Below are 22,910 nucleotides of genomic sequence, written 5' to 3'. Positions count from 1 at the left end.
GAGGACGACGGACGGACCTTCTGGATTAGCCGGCCCGATGCCGGGTAGGCCCCCGGTATCCAGAAGGGGGTGGGTCATGACCACCAGCAAGAGCCGGCGCGTCGTGGTGACCGGTGCCAGCGGGAACGTCGGAACGAGTGTGGTCAGGGCGCTGTCCCGGGACCCGGACGTGGGCACGATCGTCGGCGTCTCCCGCCGTCGTCCCGAGTGGACGGTCGACAAGGTGGAGTGGGTGTCCGCCGACCTGGGCAAGGACGAGGATCTCGAACCCGTGCTGACCGGGGCGGACGTGGTCGTCCACCTCGCGTGGCTGTTCCAGCCGGCCAGGGACCCGCTGACGACCTGGGAGACCAACGTGCTCGGCAGCATGCGGGTGTTCGAGACGGCGGCGCGGGTCGGGGTGCCGGCAGTCGTGTACTCGTCGTCGGTTGGCGCGTACTCGCCGGGGCCGAAGGACCAGTTCGTGCCGGAGAGCTGGCCGACCCACGGCTGGCCGACCGCCGCCTACACCAGGGAGAAGGCGTACCTGGAACGGGTGCTGGACGGGTTCGAGACACGGCACCCGAACGTGCGGGTCGTGCGGATGCGCCCGGCGTTCCTGTTCAAGGCCGAGTCGGCGGCCGAGCAGCGCCGGCTGTTCGCGGGCCCGCTGTTCCCCTATGCCCTGGCCCGGCCGTCGATGATCCCGGTGGTCCCGGACGTGCCTGGCCTGCGGGTACAGGCCGTGCACACCGACGACGCGGCCGACGCGTTCCGTGTGGCGGCGCTGAACGAGAACGCGTCCGGCGCCTACAACCTGGCCACGGACCCGGTCGTGGACGCCGGCCTGCTGTCCGAGCTGCTGGGCGCCCGCGTGGTCCGCCTCCCAACCTGGGCCCTCCGCGGCCCGCTGTCCGCGGCATGGCGCCTTCACCTGGCCCCGGCGGACCCGGACCTGTTCGACGCGGTGCTGCGCCTTCCCCTGATGGACGCGACGCGCGCCCGCACCGAACTGAACTGGACCCCGACCCACGACGCGGCGGAAACCCTCTCGGAGTTCCTGACGGCCTTCCAGAAAGGCACGGGCGGCCCGACACCCCCGCTGGCAGACAACACCCACGCCAAGGAACTGACGGCCTCCTGACCCGAAAACGTAACTCGCGGGGGCCGAACGCGAGACTCGCGGGGTTACTCGCCGTAGCGGGCCAGTACTCGGGCTCGGAGGTCCGGGTCGGTGCGGGGTACTGGTTCCAGGAAGATCTCGTCCAGGTCCGGGAAGGCGTCCTGTAGTTCGGCCGCGATGCGGACGCACGCCATTTCCAGGTCCGTCGAGGTCAGGTTCTCGCGGAAGTCCAGGCGGGCGCACAGGAGGATGCGGTCGGTGCCGGTGACCATCGTCAGCAGGTCGACCAACTCCTCGACCTCCGGTGCGGACCGCAGTAGCTCGCGAGCGCCGCGCACCACGGTGGGGTCCGCCTGGCGGCCGATGAGCAGGCCCTGGTTGGTGCGGCCCAGCAGGTAGGCGACGCCGGCCAGCAGCACGCCGATCAGCACGGACGCCAGACCGTCCCACACGGCGGAGCCCGTGACGTCGTGCAGGGCAAGGCCGGCGAACGCCAGCACGATGCCCACCAGCGCGGCCGTGTCCTCGAAGAACACCGTCTTGACGGTCGGGTCGTCGCTCAGCTGCAGGTAGCGGCGCAGGGGACGTCCCGACGCCGCCGCCTCCGCGCGGACCTGTCTGACCGCCCGCAGCCACGACACGCCCTCGAGCACGAACGCCACCGCCAGCACGACGTAGCCCACGATGGGGCTGGGCTGTGAGTGGTCGTCGCCGAAGATCGTGCGGAAGCCTTCGTAGAACGCGAACACCGCGCCCGAGGTGAAGATCGACACGGCGGCCATCAGCGACCAGAAGTACCGCTCCTTGCCGTACCCGAACGGATGTCTGCGGTCCGCGGGCTTCGCCGACCGGCGCAGCGCGGTGAGCAGCAACGCCTCGGTGAACGTGTCGGCGACGGAGTGCGCCGCCTCCGCGAGCATGGCGGCCGACCCGGTGATCAGGCCGGCCACCAGCTTCATCACCGCGATCGCGAAGTTCGCGCCCAAAGCGACCAATACGGTCAGCGTGCTCTCGGACTTCTCCTCCGCCACGAGAACGACACTAGCCCCGCGTCACGCGCCGAGCGCGTCGAGCACGGCCACGGTGGCTTCCTCAGTGGACGCGGTGCCGCCGAGATCCCTTGTCCGCACGGACGTTCCCGTCGCCGCGCTGAACACCTCAGCCGCGGCCTCCCGGTGTCCAAGGTGGTCAAGCATCAATGCCGCGGACCAGATCGCGCCGAGCGGGTTCGCGATGCCCTGGCCGGCGATGTCCGGTGCCGAGCCGTGCACCGGCTCGAACATCGACGGGAATTCCCGCTCGGGATTGAGGTTCGCGGACGGCGCCACCCCGATGCTGCCGGCCACCGCGGCGGCGAGGTCGGACAGTATGTCGCCGAACAGGTTGGAGCCGACGATCACGTCGAACCGCGCGGGGTCCAGCACGATCTTCGCGGCCAGTGCGTCGATGTGCTCCTGGGTCCATGTCACGTTCGGGTGCCGCGTGCCGGCCTCCGCCACCAATTCGTCCCAGAACGGCATCGTGTGGATGATTCCGTTCGACTTCGTGGCCGACGTGACGTGCCCTCGCCGCCCGGCCGCGAGCGTGAACGCGTAGTCCAGGATCCGCGTCACGCCAGCGCGCGTGAAGATCGACTCCTGCACGGCCATCTCGTCCGGGAAGCCGCGGTTGAGCCGGCCACCGATCTCCGAGTACTCGCCCTCGACGTTCTCCCGCACCACCACGAAGTCCACTTCGGACGTCGCGGTCCGGACCGGGCTCGGCACGCCGGGCAACACCTTGATGGGCCGCAGGTTCACGTACTGGCGGAACTGGCGGCGGATCGGGATGAGCAGACCCCACAGCGACACGTGGTCCGGCACCCCAGGCCAACCCACCGCCCCGAGCAGGATCGCGTCGTGGTGGCGGATCCGGTCGAGGCCGTCGGCGGGCATCATGGCGCCCTCCGCCCGGTAGCGGGCGCACGACCAGTCGAACTCGTCGTAGGTGAACGTGATGCCGTGCCGGGCGCCGGCTCGGTCGAGCACGGCACAGGCCGGTGGCAGCACCTCGGCTCCGATGCCGTCGCCGGGGATGAGTGCGATGCGGTAGCTGGTCATGACAAGCAGTCCACCGCGTTCGGCCGCCGCGCGTCCAAGACCAGGCGCCGCGACCGCTGATAGGTGCCGCCTATCGAGGGACGAACGCGGCCGCCGCGGGGCTCAGCCTGCCCTCGCGGTGCACGAGGCAGACCCGCAACACCTCGTCCGAGGCCAGGTCTTTCACGACCGCCCCGGCCGACCGCGCCAGCTCCCGCCACGACTCGCTCAGCACCGCCACGCCCACCCTGGCGAGCACCAGCGGCAGCACGGCCTCCCGGTGCTCCACCTCCACCGCGATCCGCGCGCCCGGCGATCTTCGCAGGACGTCGTCGGCGACACGCCGCATGCCCGTGCCGTGCTGGCCGACGATCAACCGACGTCCCGCGAGCGCGTCCATGGCCACCCGGTCCCCAGCCGGCAGGTCCCCGTCGGTGGCCGCCACCACCACGAACGACTGCGTCTCCAGCTGGTGCACCGACAGCCCGGCCAGCTCGGGACCGACGGTCGGTGTGCCCAGCATGCCCAACTCGGCGGTGCCGGCCCGGACCGCCGAGATCACCTCCGGCGGTGTCGCGGCCGCCCGCACCGCCACCTCCACCAACGGGAACGCGGCCCGGAACCGGCTCACCATCGGCGCGAGCGGGCTGACCGCCTGCGACGGCATGGACACGATCACCAACCGCCCCGAACGCAAACCGTTCACCGCCTCCACGGTCGCCCGCGCCAGCTCCACACCCCGCAGCACCTCCCGCGCCGGGTCGATCAGCCGCTCACCGGCCGGGGTGAGCACGAGCTTGCGCCCGGTGCGGTGGAACAGATCCGTGCCCAGATCCCGCTCCAGCGACCGCAACGCCTGCGACACGGACGGCTGCGCGACGAACAGTTCCTGCGCGGCCCGGTGCACGCTGCCATGGTCGACGATCGCGAGGAAATACCGCAGCTGCCGCACGTCCATGGATCGAGGCTATGGCCCCGTTGTGAACTAGGACATACTTCACCGCGTGGCGCGGGTGTCGGTGCCGGAGTTCCTCGGGCGGCGAGCCGAGCTCGCCGCCCTTCGCGCGGCTGCGTCGGCGCGGGACGTCCGGCTGGTGTTGATCGACGGCGACGCCGGTGTGGGCAAGACTCGCCTGGTCAACGCGTTCACGGCCCGGATCGGGGCGACCGTCCTGTCTGGAGGGTGCCTGCAGCTGGAGGCCGACATCCCGTTCGCGCCCTTCGTCGAGGCGCTACCGCACGTGTTCACCGGAATGGCGGATGGCGACCGGGCCGCCGAGTACCGGCGCTTCGCCGACGCGGTCCGGGCGGCGGGTGAACGGGTCGTGCTCGTCGTCGAGGACGTGCACTGGGCGGACGCGGCGACCCGCGACCTGCTGCTGTACCTGCACCGGGCCCTCGCGAACACAGCGGTGCTCATGGTCGTCACCTCCCGGACGGACGAGGTTCCCGCCCATCACCCCGTCGCGACGCTGCTCGCCGAGCTGGCCCGGTCCCGGCACACCCAGCGGCTCAGCCTCGCCCCGCTGGACCGGGACGGGGTTGCCGCGCTGGCGACGGCTGTGCTGGGTACCCGCCCTCCGGCCGACCTGGTCGACACGCTGGTCGCCCGCGCCGAGGGCAACCCGTTCTACACCGAGGAGCTGCTGGCCGCCGGCGACACCGTGCCGAGCACGGTCCGGGAGATCATCGTGACGCGCCTGGCACGGCTCCCCGAACCGGCGCAACGGCTGGCGCGGCTCGCGTCGGTGGTGGGCCGGACGGTGCCACACGACCTGCTCGCGGCGCTCGCGCCGGACGAGGACCTCGACCGAACGGTGCGGAGCCTTATCGACCACGGCCATCTGGTGATCGTCGAGCCGGACTCGTACGCGTTCCGGCACGCGTTGATCCACGAGGCGCTGTACCGGGAGCTGCTGCCCGGTGAACGGCGGCAGGCACACGCGGCGGTCGCCCGCTGTCTGGCCGAACGCCCGGAGCTGGCGATGTCACCGGCCGCGGAACTCGCGCACCACTGGGATGCCGCCGGCGAGGCGGCACCGGCGCTCGCCGCGGCCGTGCGGGCGGCGGCGGTCGCGACCGAGGGTCTCGCGCCGGCCGCCGCGCACGCGCACTACGAGCGAGCGCTACGCCGGTGGCCGGACGTGCCCGACCCGGCCGCGGTGGCCGGCCTCGGCCACGACACGCTGCTGGAGCAGGCGGCGGAGGCGGCGAGCCTCGCCGGCCACAACCAGCGCGCGGTCGAGCTGACACAGCAACGGCTCGCCGAGCTCCGCGACCCGGAACGCGTGGCCAACGCGTACGAACAGCTGTCCTACCAGGCACGCAGTGTCGGCAACTGGGAACTGGCGCGCCACGCGGCGGCGGAGGCCGTGCGGCTGCTGCCCGTGGGCTCGGCGGCCCGGCCAACTCTCGAGTCGTGGCGGATGATGCTGGACATGCTGGGAGCGCGGCACCTGGACGCGGTGCGGCACGCGACCCGCCTTCTGCCGGGCGCGGAAGGCGTGGCACGCAACCGCGCACTGACCGTGCTTGGTGCCGGCAACGTGATGCTCGGGCACGTGGACGAGGGCGTCACGTACCTGGAGCAGCACCGCGCGTTCGCATGGCAGTCCCGGGTGCCACGGTTCATCGGCGTCGGTTACGTGAACGCGTCGGAGGGTCTGATCTGGGCAGATCGTCACGAACAGGCTCTCGCGATCGCACGCGAGGGGCGCACCCGGGCCGGCGAGCTGGGCTTCGACATCTACCTGCTGCCGCTGGTCGGCAACGTCGTGCGGGCACTGACGGAGCTGGGTCGCTGGGACGAGGCCCTCGACACGACGAGCGATCCCGACGACCCCGCCGCCGATCCGTTCAACTGGATCTTCGTGGATCTGCCGAGGGCGGAGATCCTGGTGCGGCGCGGGGAGCTGACCGAGGCGGCGGAGCTGCTGAAACGGATCGGCACGGTCCTCGACGGCCAGGGCGACGCGCAGTACGGCTCGGAGCTGGCGCACCTGCGGGCCCGCCTCGCCGCGGCGGAAGGCCGGTCCGCCGACGCGCGGGTCGCGGTGCGGGAAGGCCTGGACCTGGCACTGCCCGCACAGGACATGTGGCTGGTGGCCCGTCTGGTGGCCACGGGTGTGGCGCTCACCGACGACCCGGCCGAGGCGGACGAGCTTGTGGCGGCGGGACGCGCCCACCGCGAATCGCTGACGGGGGCGATCCCCCTGCCCAGAACCCTGCGGGCCGTGGCGCTCGCCGAGGCCGAACGTAGCCGTGACCCGGCCGCGTGGGCCGCGGTCGACGGGGGCCCGGACCGCTATCTCTCGGCGTACGCGCGGTTCCGGGAGGCCGAGGCCTTGTTGTCCGCCAAGCGATCCCGCGCGCACGCGGCGGAGTTACTCGGCTTCGCCGCGGCCACGGCACAGGAACTCGGCGCGGCGCCGCTGGCCGCGCTCGTCAGCTCGGTCAGCGAGCGGGCGCGGCTCAAACCGGCGGGCACCCCGTCCGTGCTCGGGCTGACCGCGCGTGAGGCCGAGATCCTCGCGCTGGTCGGGCAGGGCAGGACGAACGCCGAGATCGCGGCGGAGTTGTTCATCAGTACGAAGACCGCAAGCGTGCACGTCTCCAACATCCTGCGCAAACTCGGGGTGAAGAGCCGAATCCAGGCTGCGGCACTGGCACACAGACAGGAGCACCGGTAGGTGGAGCGCAACTGGGCCGGCAACATCGCTTACCAGGCAAGGGAAATAGCACGTCCGAGGACGGTGGAGGCGTTGCGGTCGCTGGTGTCCGAACGGGACCGGGTACGCGCGCTCGGGTCGCGGCACTCGTTCAGCGAGGTGGCCGACGGGCCCGGCACGCTCGTGTCCCTCGATGAGCTGCCGGCGGAGATCACCGTCAGCGGCAACCAGGTCACCGTACCGGCCGCGACCCGGTACGGCGTGCTGGCGGAGTTCCTGCAGTCACAAGGGTTGGCGCTGCCGAACATGGCGTCTCTGCCGCACATCTCGGTGATCGGCGCGGTCGCGACGGCCACGCACGGCTCGGGTGACGCCAACGGCTGTCTGTCCACTTCGGTGGCCGGCCTCGAGCTGGTGACGGCATCCGGTGGCCTGCGCAGGGTGTGGCGCGGCGACCCGGAGTTCGCGGGCAGCGTCGTCGCCCTTGGCGCGCTGGGGATCGTGACCACCGTGACGCTCGACGTGCGACCCTCTTTCGAGGTGCGCCAACAGGTTTACGTCGACGTGCCGTGGGAGACGGCCGTCGCCGAGCTGGACACCGTGTTCGCGAGCGGCTACAGCGTGAGCGTGTTCACCGACTGGTCCGGCCCGGCGCAGGTGTGGGTGAAGAGCCTCGACGAGGTGAGCCTGCCGTTCACCCCGGCCGATGGCCCGGTCCACATGCTCGCCGGCGAGTCGGTGGCGGCGGTGACCGAGCAGGGCGGCGCGCCCGGCCCGTGGCTGGACCGGTTGCCGCACTTCCGGTTGGGCCACAAGCCGAGCGCGGGCGCGGAGCTGCAGAGCGAGTACCTGCTGCCCAGGGAGTCCGCTGTGGACGCGTTGGCCCGGCTGCGGTCGATGGGCTCCCGGATCACACCGCTGTTGCAGATCACGGAGCTGCGCACGGTCGCGGCCGACTCGCTGTGGTTGAGCCCGGCGGGTGGCCGCGACGTGCTGGGCGTGCACTTCACGTGGAAGCTGGACGTGCCGGGGGTGACCGCGCTGCTACCCGACATTGAGGCGGCGCTCCTCCCGCTCGGCGCGCGTCCCCACTGGGGCAAGCTTTTCCACACCAGGGACGTCGCCGCGCTGTATCCACGGTGGACGGACTTCGCCGAGCTGCGTGATCACCACGACCCGAAGGGCAAGTTCACCAACGAGTTCCTCGACCGGTTCTGATCAGTACCCGACGGTGAACCGGGTGCGCCGGTGCCTGGGCCGCTCCGCCTCGTCCAGCAGCACGACGGCCAGGTCGGCGTTCGAGATGCGGGACTCGCCGTGCTCGTCGGTGATGAGGTCGTCGGCGCCCAACCGGTAGCGGCCTGTGCGCGGGCCGGTTTCGAGCAGCATCGGCGGGCTCAGGTACACCCAGTCCACTTCGGACTCGGTCCTGCACACGGCGAGCTGGTCGGCGCACGCGTTCGCGATCGGCCGTAACGTGAGCGGGAAGTCCGGCGCGTCCTGGACCAGCACCCCGTCCGCCCTGCGCAGGGTGGCCGCGCCGCCGACGAGCAGGAGCCGTGTGCCGCTGCCCCGCAGTCCGGCCAGCAAAGCACGGGTGACGGCCGCCAACTCGGCTTCGTGTCCAGGATGCGGTCGCGTGGCGCTGATGACCAGATCCTGCCCCGCACTCACCCGGACGACGTCGGCCACGTTGGTGGCGTCCACTCCGGACGCTCGGCTCGCCGCCCGGACGTCGTGACCGCGTGTCGTGGCCTCGGTGACTACCTCGCGGCCGACGGCACCGGTGGCGCCGAAGACGGTGATGCGCATGGCTTCTTCTCCTTGGTCAGTTGGGGTGCGATGACGGCCGCGAGCACGAGGAGCCCGCCGGCCAGTTGTGCCGGGGTGAGCCGCTGGTCGAGAACGAGCCAGCCGAGCGCCGTGGCGACCAACGGGCTGAGCAGGCCGAGGAAGGTCACGTTCGTCGGGGACAGGGCGCGGATGCCGTGGAACCACAGCGGGTACGCGAGCGCGGCCCCGATGATCGAGAGGTAGGCGAATCCGGCGAGGTTCGCCCCGGTGAGCGCCGGCGGCAGCCCTTCGAAGACGGCCATGAACGGCACCAGCACGAGCCCTCCGGCGATGAGCTGCCACCCGGTGGTCGCGAGCGGCGAGACGGGCGACCGCCACCGCTTGGCCAGCACGACCCCGGTCGCCATCACGACGGCGCCGCCGAGCGCGGCGGCGACCCCCAGCGCGTCGAGCCGTGCGTCGGCACGCAGCACCAGCAGGCTGACGCCGGCGACCCCGGCCGCGCCGGCCACGATCGTGCGGGTCCGCAGCCGTTCACCGAGCAGCCCGGCGGACAGGCAGGCGACGAGGATCGGCTGTACCGCCCCGACGGTCGCCGCGACACCCCCGGGCAACCGGTAGGCGGCGACGAACAGGAGCGCGAGGAACGCCCCGATGTTGAGGGAACCGAGGACGAAGGCCCGCCACCACCAGTCACCCTGCGGCAGACGGCGGGTCATCGCGGTGAGCAGGAGCCCGGCGGGAAGGGCACGGACGACGGCGGCCAGCAGCGGCCGGTCCGGCGGGAGGAGTTCGCTGGTGACCAGATAGGTCGTCCCCCAGATGGCGGGCGCGAGGGCGGTCACCACCAGTCGATTGCTTAGCACTAAGACAATGTATCTCAGCGCTAAGATTTATGCCAGTGAGTTACCTCACCGCTAAGATGTCCGACATGGCAGATCACGTTGACCAGGTACTGGCGCAGTGGGCAGCGGTGCGCCCCGACCTCGACGTCTCCCCGATGGGGGTGATCGGCCGCCTGTCCCGCCTGGCCCGCGTGTTCGACGGCGAACTGTCCCGCACGTTCGCGACGCACGACCTGGACCGCCCGTCGTTCGACGTACTGGCCACCCTGCGACGCAACGACGCCCCACTCACCCCGGCGACCCTGATGCGTTCATCGATGATCACGTCCGGCGCGGTGACCCAACGCCTGGACCGACTCGCCGCCCGCGGCCTGGTGACCCGCACCCCAAGCCCCACCGACGGCCGAGTAGTACACGTGTCCCTGACAGCAGAAGGACGCGCACTGATCGACCGCGCCCTCCCAGACCACGTGGCAACAGAACACCGCCTACTGGCATCCCTGACCCCAGAAGAACGCGACACACTGGCAACAACACTCCGAAACCTGCTGGAGTCACTGGAAACCAAGCACTAACCCCCGCGAGTCTCGCGTTCAGCCCCCGCGAGTCTCGCGTTCAGCCCCCGCGAGTCTGGCGTTCAGCCCCGGCGAGTCTCGCTTTCGGCCCCTGCGAGTCACGTTTTCGGGAACGCCCGCGTCCCCAAGGGTCGAAACTCGCGAACTCGCAATGTTGAACTCGCGGGTCCCCGGTGTTGAACTCGCGGGTCCCCGGTGTTGGACACGCGGGTCTCCACCGTTGGACTCGCGCGCCGACCAGCTATCTGGCGTGGTGACGAACGCGAAGGGGTTCGGTGGTGGCGGCGGGCCCGGGGCGGGCAGGCGCCAGCCTGCCCGGTATTTGCCTGCCCCAGGGCGGTGGAGGCTCGCGGGTCAAGGGTGGGCGAAGCCCATCGGCGAAGCCGACGCCGAAGGCGCCCTTGAGGCGTGAGTGCACCGCCCGTAAAATCCGCCGCCACCACCGAACCCACAAGCCCCACAAACAGCACCAACACCCTGAGCGAAACACGAAACTCAGGAGTGCCGAACGCGCGACTCACAGGAGCCGAAACCGCGACTCGCGTGTACACGAAACCGCGACTCGCGGGAGCCGAACGCGCGACTCGCGGGAGCCGAAACCGCGACTCGCGTGTACACGAAACCGCGACTCGCGGGGGCCGAACGCGCGACTCGCGCAGGTTAGGGGCCGCCGGGGCCTAGGGGGTTTGGTTCTGTTGGGGGGCGTGGGTCTGGGCCCGGGGGTACCGGGGGTTGGGGTGGGTCTGTGGGCGTGGGGCCCGGGGTGGGGTTGTTCGGGTCCGGGATCGGGTCCGATGGTGGGATGTTCGGCTCGGTCATTGGTTTTTTCCCTTCTCCGGAAGCGGGTGCAACGGGCGGACCGCGGGGCCCTGGACCACTTTGCCGTCCAGGGCGAATCGGGAGCCGTGGCACGGGCAGTCCCACGTGCGCTCGGCGTTGTTGAACTGCACGAGGCACCCCAGGTGCGTGCATCGCGCGTTCACCGCGTGTAGCACGCCGGCCTCGTCGCGGTAGGCGGCGACCATCGTGGCGCCCTGGCGGGTCACGGTGGCCTCGCCCGGCGGCAGGTCGGACACGCCCGGCGCGCGCAGCGCACGGAGGTGGTCCCCGGCGAGGTACTTGGCGACCGTCGCGTTGAACGACACCAGCGCCGGCAGCGACACACGGCCCGGGTCGAACAGCGACGCCAGCTCCGAGGGCTCTCCCTGTACCAGGTCGCGCAGCAGGAGCCCCGCCGCCGTGCCGCCGGTCATCCCCCACTGGCCGAAGCCCGTCGCGACCCACAGGTGGGACGCGCGGGGATGGTAACGCCCCACGAACGGCACACCGTCCACAGTGGACATGTCGTGGGCGGACCACCGGTAGCGCACGTCGACGCCGAACCGGTCACGGGCCCACTCCGCGAGCCGTTCGTGCTTGGCCGCCACGTCCACGTGGTCGCCGACCCGGTAGTGCTCACCGCCGACCACCAGTACACCGCCCGGCACGGAGCGAACCGAGTGGTGGGTGACGGCATCCAGGTAGGTGCCCACCACCTGCCGACTGGCCGGACCCGCGACGACCAGGTCCCGGGTCGGCTCCAGCCTGGCGAAGAACACGCCGCGGTCGAAGATCGGGTAGTGCGTGGCGACGACGACGTCCTTGGCCCGCAGCGCGCCGGCCGTCGTCCGCACGATCGACGGCGAGCCCTCCTGGATGCCGAGGGCGCGGACACCCTCGATGATCCGGCCGTCGAGAGCCTCCAGCTCGGCCGCGAGCCCCAGCAACCACTTCCGGGGGTGGAACTGGGCCTGGTCGCGGAACCGCACGGCGCCGACGGCGTCGACCGGCAGGTCCACCTCCTCGACGAAGGAGGCCGGCAGCCCCGCCTTGGCCGCCACGTCCGCCTCCGTGCGCAGCTTCTCGACCTGTTCCTGGTCCGTCGTGTACACGTAGCTGTCGACCCGTTCGAGGTCGCACTCGATGCCGTACTTCTCGGCCGTGCGCACGACCCAGTCGAGGGCGGCGAGCTGCTCGGCGCCGTAGCTCGCGGCGGAGGCGGGGCCGCGGCGCGCCGCGATGCGGTGGTAGATCAGCTCGTGCTGCGCGGTCAGCTTCGCGGTGGTGTGACCGGACACCCCGGCGGCGATCTCCCCGGCCTCCAGCACCACCACCGACCTGCCGGCCTCGGCGAGCAGGTAGGCCGTGGTCAACCCGGCTATGCCGGCGCCGAGCACGAGCACGTCCGCCTCACGAGGCAGCGGCGGCTCACGCCGAGCCGGCGACGGTGCTGTCTCCAGCCACAACGAGCGCGTCATGACGCCTCCAGCACACATTTGTAGATCTCGTCGGGCTGCTGCTCGCAGCCCGCGGCGGCGATCCGCCAGCCGTTCGACAGGTCGACCAGGAACAACACGTCGTCGGCGGTGTGCACCTGCGCCCGGTCCGACCAGACGCTGGTCGTGCGGACCCCGCCGCCCGAGGGCAGGTCGAGCTCGGTGAGCGCGGTGGCGCAGTCGGTGCCGTCGCTGGTGAGGCTCTCCTCGGCGGGCGGGGACAGCATGGTGCACGCCGCCTCGCCGTCGCCCTGGTCGACGGCGTCGAGGAAACGCGTCGTCGCGGTCGTGACGGCGTCACCGTTGCCCGCGCAGGCTGTGCAGAAGCACAGCAGAGCGCAGATCGTCACCCACCGCCCGCGACTGGTCATGCGGTTCGAATAACCAGGTCAGGCCGGGGCTAAACGCGACAGCACCGGGGTAGGCCTGTACCGACGAAGGAGAAACGACCATGACGATTTCCAGCCGCCGCATGGCGCACCGTTGCCGGGAGCGACTCGCCGTGGATACCGCGATAGTGTCCTTACCTCAGCCCTCCGGGTCCCACGAGGCCGCCTCGCCCACTACGGTCGAGAGCACCAACGTGGCGGCTGAGGGGCAACAGGAGAAAGTTGACGCGGCGAAATAGCACACGAATCCCCCACCAAAGGGACCAGAATCGTCTCATGGCACCGACCCGGGTGGTTCTCGTCGAGGACCACGACATGGTGGCCGAGGCGATGGCGCTCGCGATGGATCGAGCCGACGACATCGAGATCGTCGCCAGAGCCCGGTCCATCGCCACGGCACTCGTCGAGGTGAGCCGCCATGCACCGGACGTGGTGCTGCTCGACCGAAGACTCCCGGACGGGGACGCGATCGAGGCGATCGGCCCGCTGGGCGGCACCGGTGCCCGCGTTCTCATGCTGACGGGGGAAGCGACCGCGACGATCGCTGCCAGGGTCGCCGAGGCCGGTGGCTGCGGCCTGGTGCTGAAGTCGGCCGGCCTCGACGAGTTGGAGGACGCGGTCCGCCGCGTCGCGGCCGGCGAGGTGGTGTTCGGCGCCGAGTTCCTCGCCGGCGTGCTGAGCAGGCTGACCGGCCGCACCCGCAGCGCCACGCTCACCGCCCGCGAACGCCAGGCCCTCGGCCTGCTTGCTGACGGAGCGAGTACGGCGGAGGTGGCCAGACGCCTCGGCGTCGCGCACAACACCGCACGCAACCACGTTCAGCGGGTGCTCGAAAAGCTGGGCGCTCGGTCCAAACTGGAGGCCGTGGCGATCGCGAGAAGAGAGGGCCTGCTGGACTGATGTTCGTCACTGGTGCATGTGCACTAGTCGCTGAGCATCATTCGCATCTCGTCCAAACCGTCCGATTAGCAGAGGGTGCTTTCGTGGAGACACGTGCACCGGCCGTAGCCGAACTCCGACTCGCCGAGCGCAACACCAGTGCGGCACTCGCCAGACAGTTCACCCGGTCGACCCTTGCCAGCTGGCAGAGAGGATCCGACGGGGAGAGCGTCGACGACATCGTTCTGGTCGTGTCCGAACTGGTCACCAACGCGCTTCTGCACGGCCACGGCACCCCGGTAGTCCGGTTACTCGACGGCGGGAACCAGGTCCGCGTCGAGGTGTGCGACGACAGTCCACTCCTCCCCGTGTCCCATCGGGTCACCCCGACAAGTGGTCTCGGCCTTCGCGTCGTCGAGCAGCTCTCGTCCGCCTGGGGTGCGTCACGCCGGGGACGGGGGAAGGTGGTGTGGTGCGAGCTGCCCGCCGCCCCGGAGACGACCATCCCCGGCTGACGCGCCCGCCGTGGTGCACAGTTGACACATGCGACCGGACGACGGGTACCGGCTACTGGTGCAGGGCGTACGTGACTACGCCATCTTCATGCTCGACCCGACCGGCCTCATCACGAGCTGGAACGCCGGAGCGAGACTCATCAAGGGTTACCGGGAGGAGGAGATCCTTGGCCAGCACTTCTCCGTGTTCTATCCCGCCGAGGACATCGCCGACCGCAAACCCGAGCGCGAGCTCGAACAGGCGATCACCCAGGGTCGCGTGGAGGACGAGGGTTGGCGCGTCCGCAAGGACGGCACCCGCTTCTGGGCCAACGTCGTGATCACCGCGCTGTTCGACGGGGCCGGCGAGTTGCGGGGCTTCGGCAAGGTCACCCGAGACATGACCGAACGCCGCGCCGCCGAGGAGGCGTTGCGGGCGAGCGAGGAGCGCTTCCGCCTGCTGGTGCACGGGGTGCTCGACTACGGCATCTTCATGCTCGACCCGGGCGGGCACATCATCAGCTGGAACGACGGCGCCCAACGCATCAAGGGCTACTCCGAGGAGGAGATCCTCGGCCAGCACTTCTCCGTGTTCTACCCCGCCGAGGACATCGCCGACCGCAAACCCGAACGCGAGCTCGAACAGGCGGTGGCCGAAGGCCGGCTCGAGGACGAGGGCTGGCGCGTCCGCAAGGACGGCACCCGCTTCTGGGCCAACGTGGTCATCACCGCACTGTTCGACGACACCGGCGAACTCCGCGGCTTCGGCAAGGTCACCCGAGACATGACCGAACGGCGCGCCGCCGAGCAGGCGCTCTCCGAGCGAAGACGGCTGCTCAACCACCTCGTCGAGGCCCAGGAGCTGGAGCGGCGGCGAATCGCGTGGGACGTGCACGACGACTCCATCCAGGCGATGGTGGCGGTCGGCATGCGACTGCAGCTGCTGGAGTCGCGGCTGCCGGACGAGCACCGGCCGGTCGTGCACCTGCTGGAGGAGTCGGTGCGTGCCTCGGTCGGCCGCCTGCGCAACCTGGTCGTGCACCTGCGGCCCACCACGATCGACCAGCACGGCCTGGTCCCGGCCCTCGCCGGCTACCTGCAGGACGTCGTCGCCGGCTGGGACCTCGACACGGACCTGTCCGCCGACCTGGCACAGGAGCCACCGCTCCCGATCGCGATCACGATCTTCCGGATCTGCCAGGAGGCGCTGACCAACGTGCGCAAGCACGCGCAGGCGACGCACGTCGAGATCACGCTGAACAGCAAGGACGGCGGCACACTGACGCGGGTCAGCGACAACGGCGTCGGCTTTCCCGACCCGCTGCCCGACAACTCGTACCAACAGTTCGGGTTGCTGGAGATGCGGGAGCGAGCCGAGACCGCGGGTGGCTGGTGGTCAGCCACGAGCTCCCCCGATACTGGCACCACGGTCCAGTTCTGGCTGCCGACAGCACCCGCACAGGAGTCGAGATGACCGATCAGCTGCGTGTCCTGGTCGCCGACGACGACCCGATGCTCCGCATGGCACTGTCCGAGGTCCTCGAGGCCGAGGTCGATCTTCATGTGGTCGCCACCGCCGAGGACGCGGAGGAGGCCGTCGACCTGGCCGAACGCCACGGCCCGGACGTCGCCGTGCTCGACGTGCGCATGCCAGGCGGCGGCGCCACGCACGCGACCAGGGAAATCCGGACCCGCTCCCCACGCACCCAGTTGCTCGCGTTCTCCGCGTACGACGACTCGGGCACCGCTGAGGAGCTGAAACGACTCGGCGTCCGCGAGTTCCTGGTCAAGGGCATCACCAACGCGGAGATCGTCGCCGCCGTCCGCCGTGCGGGCGCCGCTGTAGACGTCTGACCAGGGCTCCTGGACACATCTGGCGCACCGTGCAATGCTGGCTTGAGGTTGAAGCAACCGGCCGACGGGCGGCAACGAGGACGCCGTCGACGGAGTGGCATTTTTGATCGGCTCGCTCCGGACGCACCGCTCACGATCCCGACTTTGGGGAGATCCGATGAGCCAGAACACCGCGCCGGTCACCCACCGGGAGACTGTGCGCGAGTACCTGACCGTCCGCCAGGTCCAGGAACGACAGGATCTCGAGCGGGTCCACCCGGTCGGAGAAATCGACCTCTACACCGCCCCAGCGCTACGGGACGCGCTCGCCGACACCGACCGCCGCGAAGTACCCAACGTCATGGTCGACCTGTCCCAGGTCCACTTCCTCGCCCTGATCGGCATTCAGGTGTTGCAGGCCGCCGGCGAGCGGAAGGCCGAGGCGAACCGTCGGCTCGTGGTGGTCGCGTCCACGCCCAACGTCCAGCGGGTGCTCAGCCTCACCGACGTTGCCGCCGATCTGGAGATCTATACGTCCACTTCGGGCGCACGTTCCGCACTGGCCCGGTAAGGCGAGTTTGGCTTGACATGACCGGAGGCATCCTCCGGCCATGTGGCTCACCTGCCCACCGGGCGTCTACCTTCCGCAGCACGACACCTCGTTGCTGTCCACCGCACTCGCCGCGGCCGGTATCCGGCCCGGCGCCAGGGTTCTCGACATCGGCTGCGGCACGGGCGCGTTGTCCATCGCGGCCGCCCGCACTCACCCGTCCAGCATCACCGCCGTCGACGTGTCCCGGCGCGCGGTGTGGGCAGCACGTCTGAACACGTTGGTGCGCGGCATAAGAGCCAACGTGCTACGCGGCGACGTGTTCGAACGGGTCGCCGGCCGAATGTTCGACCTCATCCTCGCGAACCCGCCGTACGTGCCGGGAACGGCACGCAAACCTCACGGCCGGCACCGCGCGTGGGATGCCGGTGTGGACGGTCGAGAACTGGTGGACCGGTTGTGCGCCAACGCTCCCCTGTTGCTGACACCCCGAGGAACACTGCTCGTGGTCCACTCAGGACTGTGCGACACCGAGAAGACTCTTCGACAACTGCGTGGCGGTGGACTGAAGGCGGCGGTGGTCGCACGTGCCGAGGTGCCGTTCGGCCCGGTGATGCACGGCCGCCGGCGGGAACTGCTCGCACTGGGCCTCATCGACCCGGACCAGCGATCCGAGGAACTGGTGGTGATCCGCGGTGACCTCCCAGCGACCCCGTAGGGTCCGCATGATCCAGGACGGTCCCCTTCTCGTGGAGGGCCCGGTGGACCTGGTCACGGAAGACGGCACGACCGTCCACTCAGACCGGTTCGTGGTCGCGGTGTGCACCTGCCGCCGCAGCAAGCGTTTCCCGCTGTGCGACACGAGCCACCGCAAACGCGTCCGCGAGTCGGCGTGATGTCTCGAAGGGCACCTTCAGGACGCGAGTGGGCGTCGTAGGGAGGTTCGGGGCTCGTGCCATGCGGTCAGTACGTGTTCGGCGAACCGGGACTCCAGGAACTCCGTCGCCTGGATGCCGAACACGACGTCCGCCGCCAGGTCGGGTTCGCGGGCCAGCAGGTCGCCGATCACGTCGTGGCGCAGGATCTGCTCGTGCACGGCGTCCGCCTCCACGTGTTCGGCGAAGAAGTGCGGGTCGCCGCCCAAGCGGTCGATCGCCTTCACCAGGCGGGCGGCGCTCGGCGGGGTGGTGATCTCCGCCGCCGCGAAGTGGCCCACCATCGCGCCGCGTAACCTCCTGTGCAGCCCGAACATCGACATCATGTTGACCACCGCGATCACGGGCGCCGGCACGTCGTCGAAATAGGACAGATAGCCGGTGTCCAAACCGGACGCCGCCATCATGTCCCGGTACAGCTGGGCGTGCACGCGGTCCCCACGCCCGCCGCCGAACTCGTCGAACTCCACCGCCACCAGCGCCGCCTTCGCCTGCCCCCACAGGCGTGGGATCACCCAGGCATGCGGGTCGGCCTCCTTGTGGTGGTAGATCGACCGGTGCACGAGGTACTCCATCAACTGCCACCGCTCCCCCTCGTCACGCAGGAAGTGGGACACCCCGTTGCCTGGCACCGGCTCGACCAGCAGTTCCTCGAGCACGGCGCCGACGTCCGTACTTGGCTTGACCGAGTCGCGCAGCGCCTCCTCGAACACCCGCTCCAGCTCGTGACGGAACCCGAGCAGCACCGGCGACCACTCCCATTCGGCCGCCACCCCGGCGAAACCCTGGTAGTGCAGCTCGTAACACGTGTGCAGCGCCACCGCGAGGTCCTCCCCGAAGGGATCACCGGCCACCTTGACCCTGGGCGCCGTGCCGTCCCGCAGCAGCGCCACCACCGCGGCCGACAGCGGGCCACGCGGTGTCGGCAGGAATGCTTCAGTCCTCATCGGACACTCCAATCGCCAGAGACCGCACCACGTCCTCGCCGGCGGTCCGCTGCCGCTCGGCACCCGTGCCGTTCCGCAGGAGGTCGACGAACAGCTCCCGCGCGGCCGCCAGGTCGCCGGACTCCGCGAGCGCAGGCGCCACCCGCACGATCAACTCGTGGAGCAGGTCGGTCACCGGCACGCGGCACTCCCGCACCGGGTGCACGCCCTCGCCCGCGAGCCCGTACCGCGCCGCGGTCCACACGGCGGCGGCCAGCACCTGCTCGTCGAGCAGCGGGGCCTCCCGGCCGCGGTCCAGGTCTGCGAGCGCGGTCATCACGAGCGCACGCGAGAGTGTGGCCTGCAACATCGCCGCCGGCACGTCGATGGCCGTGTCGGCGACCCGGAACTCGATGGTCGGCCACGCCGGGGACGGTCTGACCAGCCAGAACGTCATGGCGTCGTCCTCGAGTATCCCGCAGTCGACCAGCCGCTCGACCCGCATCCCGTAGTCGGCGGCGTCGCGGAACCGCGGCGGCACACCGGAACCGGGGAACCGCGACTGCTCGACCATCCGCCAGCTCGCGTAGCCGGTGTCCCGGCCCTGGTGGAACGGCGAGTTCCCCGAGAGCGCGAGCAACATCGGCAGCCAGGGCCGCACGTGGTTGCAGACGGCCACCGCGGTCTCCAGGTCGGGCACTCCGACGTGCACGTGGCAGCCACACGCCTGGTAGTCGTGGACGATCTCGGCGTAGCGGGTGGCGATGCCCTCGAACCGGTCGCCGCCGGTCACGTCGGTGGGGCCACCGAACGGCGCCGACCCGCTCGGCACGAGCCACACGCCGCACCCCCGCGCGGCGGCGGCCAGTCTTTCCCGCCCCTGCCGGAGCTGGCGCTCGAGCTCGGCGAGCGTCTCGCACGGCTCGGTCGCGGCCTCGGCCTGCGTCAGCTGTAACTCGGCGTGCACCATCCCGCCCGGCTCCTCGCGGGCGGCCTTCAGCACCTCGACCGCGGCCGGGACAGTCTGTCCCGTCGCCGGGTCGACGAGCAGGAACTCCTCCTCGACACCGAACGTGTTCACCCTAGTCGCGGTGTCACTTTGTCGCGCCAGAACTGGAAGAACTCGTCCTGACGGGGTCCGATCTGCGCCACGTACACCTCGTCGAATCCGGCATCCACAAAGGACCTTACGCGCTCGACGTACGGCTCGGGATCCGGGCCGGTCGGCAGCGAGAGCATGTCCTGCGTGACCAGCTCGCTGGCCTGCTCGAAGTGCTCGGGCTGCGGCAGCACCTGCGCGAGCTCGCCCGGCAGGCCTTCGTTGGGCCAGATCCGGTGCGCCGTCTTCAGTCCATCCTCGACAGTCGGTGCGTGGCACACCTTGAACCCGCCCTGCGCGGGGCCCTTCCCACCGGCCTCGCGGTAGGTGCGCAGGATGTCGGCGTCGGGCATGACGGACACGAACCCGTCTCCGATCCGCCCCGCGAGCTGCGCGGCCTTCGGGCCGAACGCCGAGACGTAGATCGGGACGGGCTGCTCGGGCAGCGTGTAGATCCGGGCGTTCTCGACGGTGTAGTGCTTGCCCCGGTGGCTGCGGCTGCCACCCTGGTGGAGCAGCCGGATGACCTCGACGGCCTCCTCGAGCATCTCCAGCCGCACGTCCGCGTTGGGCCACGGGTCACCGAGGATGTGCTCGTTGAGGGCCTCGCCGGAGCCGACACCGAGAGTGAACCTGCCGTTCAGCTGGACGGCCGCGGTGGCCGCCGCCTGGGCGAGCACGGCGGGGTGGATGCGGACGGTCGGGCAGGTCACCGCGGTGGTGACGGGCAGGTCGACCGCCTCGGACAGCGCCCCGATGACCGACCAGACGAACGGGCTCTGCCCCTGGACGTCGTTCCAGGGGTGGTAGTGGTCGGAGATCCAGAGCCGCTCGAACCCGGCGTCGGCGGCCTGCTCGGCCTGCCGGACGAGCTCCCGCGGCCCGAACTCCTCGCAGGACAGGAAGTATCCCAAGCTCACCATGCCGGGCGGGTACCCACTCACCCCCACGTCAACCCGCGTGTCCAACACCCAGAACCCGCGTGTCCAACAGTGCGGACCACCGAGTTCAACAAAACTCAGTCACGAATTGTTGAACTCACCCGTCGTGAGCGTTGGACACGCGGGTCTGGAGTGTTGGACACGCGGTGGTCAGCTTGGATGTGTGGCCTGGCCGGCGTCGAGTTGATCGTGGTAGCGCTGGTGCGCCTCGCGGAGCAGCTCGCTCGACAGCCAGGCGATGGGCGCCACCTCGTCGAGCAGCGGCTCGTTGTCCGGACCGAAGTCGATCACCTTGCCGGTCAGCACCCAGGGCCGCGCGCCTTCGTCCAGCTCACGGATGTACTGGCACACCCGCCGCGCCACCCAGTCCTCGGGCGACCGGGTCCACCACTTCGGCGGTCGTAGCGGGTTGGCCGACAGGCCGGGCATCAGCAGCCCACTCTCGTGATCCCTGCTGGGGTGCGCCGAGTCCGCCGCCGGGCCGGGCGAGTACCGCAGGTAGACGGGCACGTCGTGTTCCAGCAGCAGGGTCAGCTCGGCCAGCCGGTTGAGCACCGGCATCTCGGTCATGACCCCGGGTGCCCATGGCTTCCGCACCCGAAACGAACCGGTAACGTGGAGGTTTCACAGAACCCGTTATGATCAAGTAACTATCGTTCGCCAAGGATGTCGAGGCCGTTCCTGCCCACCTTCCGTGGAGGCCACCGTGGCGCCAAAGCCACCGACCGACGACGAACTGAACACGTTGATACGGGCTCGTCTCGCGCTGCTCGGCATTGACCTCGACCAGTTGCCGCCTGGCACGGCACCCGACCCGGTCACCGGCGCGCCGGGAAGGGAGACCGCGCTCGCGAGCCTGCGTTCGTTCCTGCGCACGACCGTGCTTCCCCTTGGTACGTACCGGTTCGGGCCGGACCACAGCCTCGCGCAGCAGACCGCGCCGCCGCTGCTGTACCCGTCGATCACGGAGGCGTGGACGCGGTGACGGAGCCCCAGCGCGTGGACCGGCGCGCGTTCCTGGCCCGCACCGCGGCACTGGGCGCGGGCGCAGCGTTGCCTGCGATCGCTTCCGCCACACCGGTTTCCGCCACGACCGCGCCCCCGGACGTCGAACCGAGGTCCCGCGACCTCACCGAGCTGACCATCGCGGAGGCGGCCACGCTGATCCGTCGAGGCCGCCTCGACCCGAACGACCTCCTCGCCGCGTACCGGGCACGCATCGACCGTTTCGACGGCGTGTACCAGGCGTTCAACCACGTCGCCGAAACGCAGCGGCCGAAACGTGGTGTCCTGCACGGGATCCCGCTCGCGATCAAGGACAACTACTTCACGGCCGGCATCCCGACCACCGTGAACTCGTTCCTGTTCGAGGGTTTCACGCCACCGTACGACGCGACCGCGGTCGCCCGGCTGCGAGCGGCGGGAGCCGTGCTCGTCGGCAAGACGCAGATGGGCCCGCTGGCGACGACCCGTGCCACCACCCCGGACGGCCGGATCACGACGGTGAACGCGTGGGCGCCGAACCGGCCCGAGGTCGACCCCGGCGGTTCGTCCACGGGTACGGCCACGGCCGTGGCGGGCCGGATGGCCGCGGGCGGTACCGGCACGCAGACCGGCGGTTCCATTACGGCACCGTCGAACGCGCAGAACCTGACGGGCCTGAAGCCGACGATGGGTCGGGTGTCGCTGCACGGGATCGTGCCGCTGAGCTACACGCGTGACCATCCTGGCCCACTGGCTCGCGACGCCATGGACGCGGCGATCCTGCTGTCCACAATGGCCGGCGCGGATCCGGCTGACCCGCGCACACAGGGACTGCCGAGGGTTCCCGACCTGGTCACGGCCGCCACTCCGGTTCGCGGCCGCCTTCGCTGGCCGACACGGATCGGCGTGCTGCCCGGCTATACCGCGGACCCGTTCCGAAAGTCCTTTATAGACACGCTGGCGAACGTGCGTGGCGTCACGATCGTCGAGGTGCCGCTACCCGAGGAGTGGGACCCGCTGACCGGCGGTGCGTTCAACAACGTCCGGCTGCCGGAGCGCAGTGAACCGTTCCTCCCTTACCTGGCAACGGATCTACGCAAGTTCGGCGTGTCGGTGCTCGGCTGGCTACAGGGCGCGCTGCTCGGCGCGAACGAGTACCTGATCGGCCAGCGCGCGAAGACGCTGTTGCTGGAACGGGTCCTGACCGACACGTTCGGCCGCTGTGACGTGGTGGTCCAGACCGGTCCGGTCCCGTTCGACATCCTGGGCCTGCCGGAGCTGGCACTTCCCATCGGCTTCACCGCCGATGGCCTGCCAGTGGGCGCCATCCTGGGCGGGCAACCGTTCGCGGAGGACCGCCTCCTGTCGATCGCGGCGGCCTACCAGGCGGTGACCGACTGGCACCACCGCCGCCCGGCCGACCCGACGGGAGCCACGATCCGTGCCGCGGGCCGCCTGACGGCAGAGCAGGTGGCGCAGACCATGCAGTGAGTCATGCCGCCG

24 protein-coding genes are annotated in these 22,910 nt (G+C 70.4%); 13 read left to right on the top strand and 11 right to left on the bottom strand.

Annotated features, from left to right (window positions below):
- Positions 1-76: 76 nt before the first annotated feature.
- Positions 77-1,123 (top strand): NAD-dependent epimerase/dehydratase family protein, encoded by a 1,047-nt coding sequence (locus VF106_RS46620; RefSeq protein WP_330846529.1) that lies wholly within the window; start codon positions 77-79, stop codon positions 1,121-1,123.
- A gap of 44 nt (positions 1,124-1,167) precedes the next feature.
- Here VF106_RS46620 and VF106_RS46615 read toward each other — a convergent pair whose 3' ends face one another.
- The 3 genes from VF106_RS46615 to VF106_RS46605 all read right to left on the bottom strand — a co-directional run bounded on the left by VF106_RS46615 (position 1,168) and on the right by VF106_RS46605 (position 4,138).
- Positions 1,168-2,133 (bottom strand): cation diffusion facilitator family transporter, encoded by a 966-nt coding sequence (locus VF106_RS46615; protein ID WP_330846528.1) that lies wholly within the window; start codon positions 2,131-2,133, stop codon positions 1,168-1,170.
- Positions 2,134-2,154: 21 nt separating this feature from the next.
- Positions 2,155-3,201, bottom strand: coding sequence for a tartrate dehydrogenase (locus VF106_RS46610; protein WP_330846526.1), 1,047 nt, complete (start codon positions 3,199-3,201; stop codon positions 2,155-2,157).
- A 70-nt stretch (positions 3,202-3,271) separates the two neighbouring features.
- Entirely contained in the window at positions 3,272-4,138 is an 867-nt protein-coding gene (locus VF106_RS46605; protein ID WP_330846525.1) for a LysR family transcriptional regulator, read from the bottom strand.
- A gap of 46 nt (positions 4,139-4,184) precedes the next feature.
- On the opposite strand from VF106_RS46605, the gene VF106_RS46600 reads away from it, so the two are divergent.
- Together VF106_RS46600 and VF106_RS46595 are read left to right on the top strand one after the other, a co-directional pair.
- Positions 4,185-6,869, top strand: coding sequence for a helix-turn-helix transcriptional regulator (locus VF106_RS46600; RefSeq protein WP_330846523.1), 2,685 nt, complete (start codon positions 4,185-4,187; stop codon positions 6,867-6,869).
- Positions 6,870-8,066, top strand: coding sequence for a D-arabinono-1,4-lactone oxidase (locus VF106_RS46595; protein ID WP_330846522.1), 1,197 nt, complete (start codon positions 6,870-6,872; stop codon positions 8,064-8,066).
- On the opposite strand, the gene VF106_RS46590 is transcribed toward VF106_RS46595, so the two are convergent.
- Entirely contained in the window at positions 8,067-8,660 is a 594-nt protein-coding gene (locus VF106_RS46590) for an NAD(P)-dependent oxidoreductase (protein WP_330846521.1), read from the bottom strand. It lies immediately after the preceding gene.
- Complete coding sequence (locus tag VF106_RS46585) at positions 8,612-9,508, bottom strand: EamA family transporter (protein ID WP_330846520.1); 897 nt, start codon at positions 9,506-9,508, stop codon at positions 8,612-8,614. Before VF106_RS46585 ends, VF106_RS46590 begins: the two co-directional genes overlap by 49 nt.
- Positions 9,509-9,573: 65 nt before the next feature.
- On the opposite strand from VF106_RS46585, the gene VF106_RS46580 reads away from it, so the two are divergent.
- Positions 9,574-10,062 (top strand): MarR family winged helix-turn-helix transcriptional regulator, encoded by a 489-nt coding sequence (locus VF106_RS46580; protein ID WP_330846519.1) that lies wholly within the window; start codon positions 9,574-9,576, stop codon positions 10,060-10,062.
- 815 nt (positions 10,063-10,877) lie between these two features.
- Here VF106_RS46580 and VF106_RS46575 read toward each other — a convergent pair.
- Positions 10,878-12,359, bottom strand: coding sequence for an FAD-dependent oxidoreductase (locus tag VF106_RS46575; protein ID WP_330846518.1), 1,482 nt, complete (start codon positions 12,357-12,359; stop codon positions 10,878-10,880).
- Entirely contained in the window at positions 12,356-12,748 is a 393-nt protein-coding gene (locus tag VF106_RS46570) for a hypothetical protein (protein WP_330846517.1), read from the bottom strand. The genes VF106_RS46575 and VF106_RS46570 overlap by 4 nt, the downstream gene beginning before the upstream one ends.
- Positions 12,749-13,042: 294 nt before the next feature.
- Here VF106_RS46570 and VF106_RS46565 point away from each other — a divergent pair, with 294 nt between their 5' ends.
- The 7 genes from VF106_RS46565 (at position 13,043) to VF106_RS46535 (ending at position 17,418) form a co-directional block, all read left to right on the top strand.
- Positions 13,043-13,666: a LuxR C-terminal-related transcriptional regulator gene (locus VF106_RS46565; protein ID WP_330846516.1), complete on the top strand. Its 624-nt coding sequence runs from the start codon at positions 13,043-13,045 to the stop codon at positions 13,664-13,666.
- Positions 13,667-13,749: 83 nt separating this feature from the next.
- The gene (locus tag VF106_RS46560) at positions 13,750-14,160 is read left to right on the top strand and encodes an ATP-binding protein (RefSeq protein ID WP_330846515.1); all 411 of its coding nucleotides are present in this window, start codon (positions 13,750-13,752) and stop codon (positions 14,158-14,160) included.
- Between the two features lie 28 nt (positions 14,161-14,188).
- The gene (locus VF106_RS46555) at positions 14,189-15,613 is read left to right on the top strand and encodes a PAS domain-containing sensor histidine kinase (RefSeq protein WP_330846514.1); all 1,425 of its coding nucleotides are present in this window, start codon (positions 14,189-14,191) and stop codon (positions 15,611-15,613) included.
- Positions 15,610-15,993, top strand: coding sequence for a response regulator (locus VF106_RS46550; protein ID WP_330846513.1), 384 nt, complete (start codon positions 15,610-15,612; stop codon positions 15,991-15,993). Before VF106_RS46555 ends, VF106_RS46550 begins: the two co-directional genes overlap by 4 nt.
- 157 nt (positions 15,994-16,150) lie before the next feature.
- Positions 16,151-16,543, top strand: coding sequence for an STAS domain-containing protein (locus VF106_RS46545; protein ID WP_330846512.1), 393 nt, complete (start codon positions 16,151-16,153; stop codon positions 16,541-16,543).
- A 40-nt stretch (positions 16,544-16,583) separates the two neighbouring features.
- Complete coding sequence (locus tag VF106_RS46540; RefSeq protein WP_330846511.1) at positions 16,584-17,240, top strand: HemK2/MTQ2 family protein methyltransferase; 657 nt, start codon at positions 16,584-16,586, stop codon at positions 17,238-17,240.
- Between the two features lie 7 nt (positions 17,241-17,247).
- Complete coding sequence (locus VF106_RS46535) at positions 17,248-17,418, top strand: CDGSH iron-sulfur domain-containing protein (RefSeq protein WP_330846510.1); 171 nt, start codon at positions 17,248-17,250, stop codon at positions 17,416-17,418.
- 17 nt (positions 17,419-17,435) lie between these two features.
- On the opposite strand, the gene VF106_RS46530 is transcribed toward VF106_RS46535, so the two are convergent.
- From VF106_RS46530 to VF106_RS46515, 4 genes are all read right to left on the bottom strand, one after another.
- Entirely contained in the window at positions 17,436-18,404 is a 969-nt protein-coding gene (locus VF106_RS46530) for an iron-containing redox enzyme family protein (RefSeq protein WP_330846508.1), read from the bottom strand.
- On the bottom strand, positions 18,394-19,464 hold the full coding sequence (locus VF106_RS46525; protein WP_330846507.1) for a carboxylate-amine ligase: 1,071 nt from the start codon (positions 19,462-19,464) through the stop codon (positions 18,394-18,396). The genes VF106_RS46530 and VF106_RS46525 overlap by 11 nt, the downstream gene beginning before the upstream one ends.
- Positions 19,461-20,405, bottom strand: a complete 945-nt coding sequence (locus VF106_RS46520; RefSeq protein WP_330846506.1) for a TIGR03557 family F420-dependent LLM class oxidoreductase — start codon at positions 20,403-20,405, stop codon at positions 19,461-19,463. The genes VF106_RS46525 and VF106_RS46520 overlap by 4 nt, the downstream gene beginning before the upstream one ends.
- 168 nt (positions 20,406-20,573) lie before the next feature.
- Positions 20,574-20,984: a DUF6098 family protein gene (locus VF106_RS46515; protein ID WP_330846671.1), complete on the bottom strand. Its 411-nt coding sequence runs from the start codon at positions 20,982-20,984 to the stop codon at positions 20,574-20,576.
- Between the two features lie 145 nt (positions 20,985-21,129).
- Between VF106_RS46515 and VF106_RS46510 the strand changes: the two genes are divergently transcribed.
- Both VF106_RS46510 and VF106_RS46505 read left to right on the top strand, forming a co-directional pair.
- Positions 21,130-21,408 carry a hypothetical protein gene (locus VF106_RS46510; protein ID WP_330846505.1) on the top strand — a complete coding sequence of 93 codons (279 nt, stop codon included), beginning with the start codon at positions 21,130-21,132 and terminating at the stop codon, positions 21,406-21,408.
- The gene (locus tag VF106_RS46505; protein ID WP_330846504.1) at positions 21,405-22,898 is read left to right on the top strand and encodes an amidase; all 1,494 of its coding nucleotides are present in this window, start codon (positions 21,405-21,407) and stop codon (positions 22,896-22,898) included. The genes VF106_RS46510 and VF106_RS46505 overlap by 4 nt, the downstream gene beginning before the upstream one ends.
- The last annotated feature ends 12 nt before the right edge of the window (positions 22,899-22,910 follow it).

Source organism: Actinophytocola sp. (genome assembly GCF_036378875.1).
Taxonomy (GTDB): Bacteria; Actinomycetota; Actinomycetes; order Mycobacteriales; family Pseudonocardiaceae; genus Actinophytocola.
This window is presented reverse-complemented; position numbering and strand designations above follow the sequence as displayed.